At 65.0% G+C, this 4,676-nt stretch carries 4 protein-coding genes and 2 pseudogenes; 2 read left to right on the forward strand and 4 right to left on the reverse strand.

The window, feature by feature from the left end:
* The 3 genes and pseudogenes from EOA27_RS23050 to EOA27_RS23060 all read right to left on the reverse strand — a co-directional run.
* Nucleotides 1-576 (reverse strand): annotated as a pseudogene (locus tag EOA27_RS23050) (VWA domain-containing protein); the annotation flags it as partial.
* 5 nt (nucleotides 577-581) lie between these two features.
* The gene (locus EOA27_RS23055) at nucleotides 582-1,505 is read right to left on the reverse strand and encodes a MoxR family ATPase (RefSeq protein WP_126082502.1); all 924 of its coding nucleotides are present in this window, start codon (nucleotides 1,503-1,505) and stop codon (nucleotides 582-584) included.
* A gap of 29 nt (nucleotides 1,506-1,534) precedes the next feature.
* The gene (locus EOA27_RS23060) at nucleotides 1,535-2,029 is read right to left on the reverse strand and encodes a flavin reductase (RefSeq protein ID WP_042644630.1); all 495 of its coding nucleotides are present in this window, start codon (nucleotides 2,027-2,029) and stop codon (nucleotides 1,535-1,537) included.
* 191 nt (nucleotides 2,030-2,220) lie between these two features.
* Here EOA27_RS23060 and EOA27_RS23065 point away from each other — a divergent pair, with 191 nt between their 5' ends.
* Nucleotides 2,221-3,291 carry a branched-chain amino acid ABC transporter substrate-binding protein gene (locus tag EOA27_RS23065; RefSeq protein ID WP_126082501.1) on the forward strand — a complete coding sequence of 357 codons (1,071 nt, stop codon included), beginning with the start codon at nucleotides 2,221-2,223 and terminating at the stop codon, nucleotides 3,289-3,291.
* Nucleotides 3,291-4,306, forward strand: a pseudogene (locus EOA27_RS23070) (P1 family peptidase). The gene EOA27_RS23065 and the pseudogene EOA27_RS23070 overlap by 1 nt, the downstream one beginning before the upstream one ends.
* Before the next feature lie 15 nt (nucleotides 4,307-4,321).
* Here EOA27_RS23070 and EOA27_RS23075 read toward each other — a convergent pair.
* A complete protein-coding gene (locus EOA27_RS23075; protein WP_126082499.1) occupies nucleotides 4,322-4,579 on the reverse strand; it encodes a DUF2171 domain-containing protein in 258 nt (85 codons plus the stop codon).
* Nucleotides 4,580-4,676 lie beyond the last annotated feature (97 nt).

Consider the following 4,676-nt stretch of genomic DNA (forward strand, 5'->3'; position numbering starts at 1 on the left):
CCCCTGCGCGTCGGCCCTGAAGCGCCACGTGCGGACGAGGTCAAAGGGCAGCCGCAAGGCCATGATCGCCTTTTTGGCCTCGGCCATTTCGCCGGCGTCCATCTGGGCGAAATCCTTGCCGCGCAGCACTTCATTGCCGGAAAAGGTGAGCCGCGCATCGACCTCGATCTCCGGCACTTCCCGGGCCGGCTGGTTCTTCTGGTGGCCTTCGAACATCGCCTGGCTGACGCGGTTCTCGGCCGCCCGCGGCTTTTGCTTTTCGGTTGTATCCAGGGCGACCGGTGAAAACATCGCCAGCAGCTTCTCGATCAGCTCGCGCGATTTCCAGAACAGGCGGAAGGCCTCGTCGAAGACCGGATGATCCTCGTGCCGCGAAACCAGCACCGCATGCAGCGTCCAGTAGAAATCGTCGCGCGAGCCGATGCCGGCGGCAAGCACCGCCTCGATGGCGTCCTTCACCGAGGCCGGCCCGACGCGCATGCCGGCCTTGCGCAAGGCGCGAGCGAAATAGACGATATTATCGGCGATGCGCCCATCGGCGCGCGCCTCTTTGGGTTCCGGACGCGGCGACGGCATCGCCCCTACTCCGCCGCCGAAAGCTCGGCCTTCACCTCATTGAGGATGCGCCGGCCCTCGCCCTCACCGATGCGGGCAATATCATCCTGGTACTTCAAAAGCACGCCGATCGTGTCGGACACGGTCTCCGGGTCGAGCGCCACCTTGTCGAGCTCGGTGAGCGCGCCGGCCCAGTCGATGGTTTCGGCGACGCCTGGCGCCTTGAACAGCTCGACCTGTCGCAGCTTCTGGACAAAGGACACGACCTCTGCCGACAGCCGGCGGTTCGCCTGCGGCACCTTGCGGCGCACGATCTCCAGCTCGCGCTCGGCGTTCGGATAATCGACCCAGTGATAAAGGCAGCGCCGCTTCAGCGCGTCGTGGATCTCGCGCGTGCGGTTGGTGGTGATGATGACGATCGGCGGCTCTTCCGCCTTGATCGTGCCAAGCTCGGGAACCGTAACCTGGAAATCCGACAGGATTTCCAGCAGGAACGCTTCGAACGCTTCGTCGGTGCGGTCGAGCTCGTCGATCAGGAACACCGGCGCCGCGCCGGCCTTGCCGGTCAGCGCATCGAGCACCGGGCGGCGGATCAGGTATTTTTCGGAGAATACGTTACGCTCCATGTCGGAGCGCACGACCTTGCCGGCCGCCTCCTCCATGCGGATCTCGATCATCTGCGCGGCATAATTCCACTCATAGACGGCCGAAGAGACGTCGAGCCCCTCATAGCATTGCAACCGGATCAGCCGGCGGCCGAGGGTGTCGGCCAGCACCTTGGCGATCTCGGTCTTGCCGACGCCCGCCTCGCCTTCGAGGAACAAGGGCCGCTTCATGCGCAGTGAAAGAAACAGCACGGTCGCCAGCGAGCGGTCCGCGACATAGTCCGCAGCGGTCAAAAGATCGAGCGTTTCGTCGATCGATTTCGGCGCGGGGCGCGGCGCGGTCATCTTGTCTCCGTGGGTCCCGCTTGCACGTTTCAAAGAACGTGATAGTCGCGGTTATAGTAGATCAGCGGCCGCAAATTATCGCCGATGCGCAGGCCTGTCACCTTGCCAAAAAGCACACGGTGGGTGGCAAGATCCTTGGCGTCGATGATCTCGCAGTCGAACACGGCAAGGGCGCCCTTCAGAGTCGGCGCGCCGGTCGAGATCACATCCCACTCGGCCAGCGCAAAGCGTTCATCCGCCGGCAACCCGGTGACACCGGAAAAGCCCACCGAGACGGCTTCCTGGTCCGAGGCAAGCGTGTTGAGCGCGAACCTGCCGTTCTTGATGAAAGCCTCGTTCTTGGCGTTCTCGCGGTTGAGACAGACCAGAACCGTCGGCGGCGTGTCCGAAACCGAACAGGCGGCGATCACCGTCGCGCCGCGTTTGCCGCCGGGCCCGTCCGTGGTCACCACATGCACATGGCCGGCAAAATGCGCCATCGCATCGCGATAGTGCTGCGGCCCGATGTCATTGATCTTCAGCACGCGATAATCCACCTGTCGGAACAAGCCCGTTATATATGGCGGCATATTGCACGCCACAAGTTATCCATCACGGGCGAAGTGCTTGACCGCAATCCGCAAATTCGCGTGTTGCGCACCGCTTAGCCAGCCTTTAGGCATTTCCTGGAATAGTGCGGGATTGTATTCCCGGCATGGAGGATCTCTTAGCCCGAATGCGTCTTCTCACGACGACATCAGCCGTGCTGTTCTGGCTGTCGCTGGCAGCGAGCGCCGAGGCCGAGACGCTGGTCGGCGTTGCGGCACCGCTTTCCGGTCCGTCGGCGATCCTGGGCAAGCAGATTGAGAATGGTGCCGGCCTGGCGGCGGAGGCGAACGGCCTTGCGATCAAGACCGCAGACGATGCCTGCACCGCCGATGGCGGCGCCGCGGCGGCAAAGGAATTCGTCGACGCCAAGGTCGATATCGTGGTGGGCTTTCTCTGCACCGAGGCGATCGAGACGGCGCTGCCGATCCTGAAGGACGCCAACATTCCGGTCATCACGGTCGGCGTGCGCACCGAAAGCCTGACCGACCGGCGCGCCAAGACCGGCTGGCCGGTCTACCGGCTCGGCCCGCGCGGCGATGATGAGCGCAATGCGGTAGCCGCCAAGCTCACCCGGCTGTGGCGCGACGAGCTGTTCGCCATAATCGATGACGGCACCATCTATGGCCGCGAGATGGCCGAGACTTTTCGCGCCGCGGCCGAACAGGCAGCCTTGAAGCCGGTATTCACCGACACGTTCAGGCCGCAGCTCGACAACCAGATAGGGTTGGTCGGCCGGCTGAAGAAGGCAGGCGCGACAAAGGTGTTTGCCGGCGGCGACGGCGACGATGTCGCCATCATGGGCCGTGACGCCGCCTCCCTCGGGGCCGGCATCACCTTTGCCGGCGGCGAGAACCTGCGCACGCCGCCTGGCGATGTGCCTTACGCCGCCGGCACGCTGATGATCGCGCCGCCGGAATGGTCGGAAGTCGCCGACCCCAGGATCGTGCAGGCCCTCGGCGCAAAAAACATCGTGCCGGACGGCTACACGCTGCCGTCCTATGCGGCGGTCGAGATCGCCAAGGCCGCGACTGCCGATGCGGAAAGCTCGGGGAAACCGCTCGGCGAAGCGCTGACCGGCCATGATTTCACGACCGCGATCGGCACCATCCGCTTCGACGACACGGGCGACCTCAGCCAGAACCCGTTCCGCGTCTTCCGCTTCGACGGCACGCATTTCGTGCCGCTGGAGGATAACTGATGTTCCACACCGGACCGCGCAATCTGATCACCGACGTTGCGGGCCTCCGCGTGGGCAATGCCAGCGACGCAAGGCTGAAATCCGGCGTCACGGTGGTGCTGTGCGACGAACCTGCCGTGGCTGGCGTCCAGGTGCTGGGCGGCGCGCCGGGCACGCGCGAGACCGACCTGCTGGAGCCTCAGAATTCGATCGTGACGATCCATGCCGTCGTCCTGTCCGGGGGCTCGGCCTTCGGCCTCGACGCCGCCTCAGGCGTGCAGGCGGCGCTGCGCGAGAAGAACATCGGCGTCGAGGTCGGCGGCTTCCGCGTGCCGATCGTGCCGGCCGCGATCCTGTTCGACCTGCGCAATGGCGGCGACAAGGATTGGGGCCGTTATCCGCCCTATCGCGAGCTCGGCTATGAGGCCGTGCAGCGGCAATCGCCGATTTCGCCATCGGTACGGCCGGAGCCGGCACCGGCGCGTTGACCTCCTGGCTGAAGGGCGGTCTGGGCTCAGCCTCGACCGTGCTCGACAGCGGCGTCACCATCGGCGCACTTGCCGCCGTCAATCCCACCGGCTCGGTGACGGTTGGCGGCAGCCGCCATTTCTGGTCAGCGCCCTTCGAGATCGGCGACGAATTCGGCGGCCTGGGCTACCCCGATCCACTGCCAAAAGACGCCAGGAAGATCCTGCTGAAATACCGCGATCGGCGTGTCGGCGGACATGGGGAAGCCGGCAGCACCACCATCGCCGTTATCGCCACCGACGCCGTGTTGACCAAAGCCGCCGCCAAGCGGCTGGCGATTTCAGCGCATGACGGCTTCGCCCGCGCCATCTGGCCGACCCATACGCCGGCGGACGGCGATCTGGTGTTCGCCCTGGCGACCGGCAGGAGCGGCATCGAGCTCGGCGCCGATGCCGCGATCGACCTGTTCGCGGCGGCCGGCGCGACCATGGCGCGGGCTATCAGCCGCGGCGTCCATGCCGCGACGCCAGCCGACGGCGACCTATTCCCGGTATGGGCGTCGCGCTGATCGGGTTGGCGCCGATCAGGTCGGATCGGATTTCTCTTCCTCGAAGGTGACGGCGACATCGGAATTCGCGGAAAGCCAGACCTTCTCGCCGTCGATCTCCGCGACCAGGGCGAGCGAAATGTAATGATGATGGCCCTTGTGCGAGCCCATGCCGCTGTCGGCCTTGGTCAGCTTGATCCGGTCGCCCTCGACCTTGTCGACGGTGCCGATATGGACGCCATCGGCGCCGATCACTTCCATATGTCCGCGTATCTTGCTGATGTCGGTGCTCATGCTGGTTCTCCGCTGGATGTGCCCTTTCGGATGCGAGACGGCCGACAATAACAAATGAACGCCGGATTGGATGCATCGCACGGCGCGTCTCGTTCAC

Origin of the sequence: Mesorhizobium sp. M2A.F.Ca.ET.037.01.1.1, assembly GCF_003998075.1 — a bacterium.
Classification (GTDB): Bacteria; Pseudomonadota; Alphaproteobacteria; order Rhizobiales; family Rhizobiaceae; genus Mesorhizobium.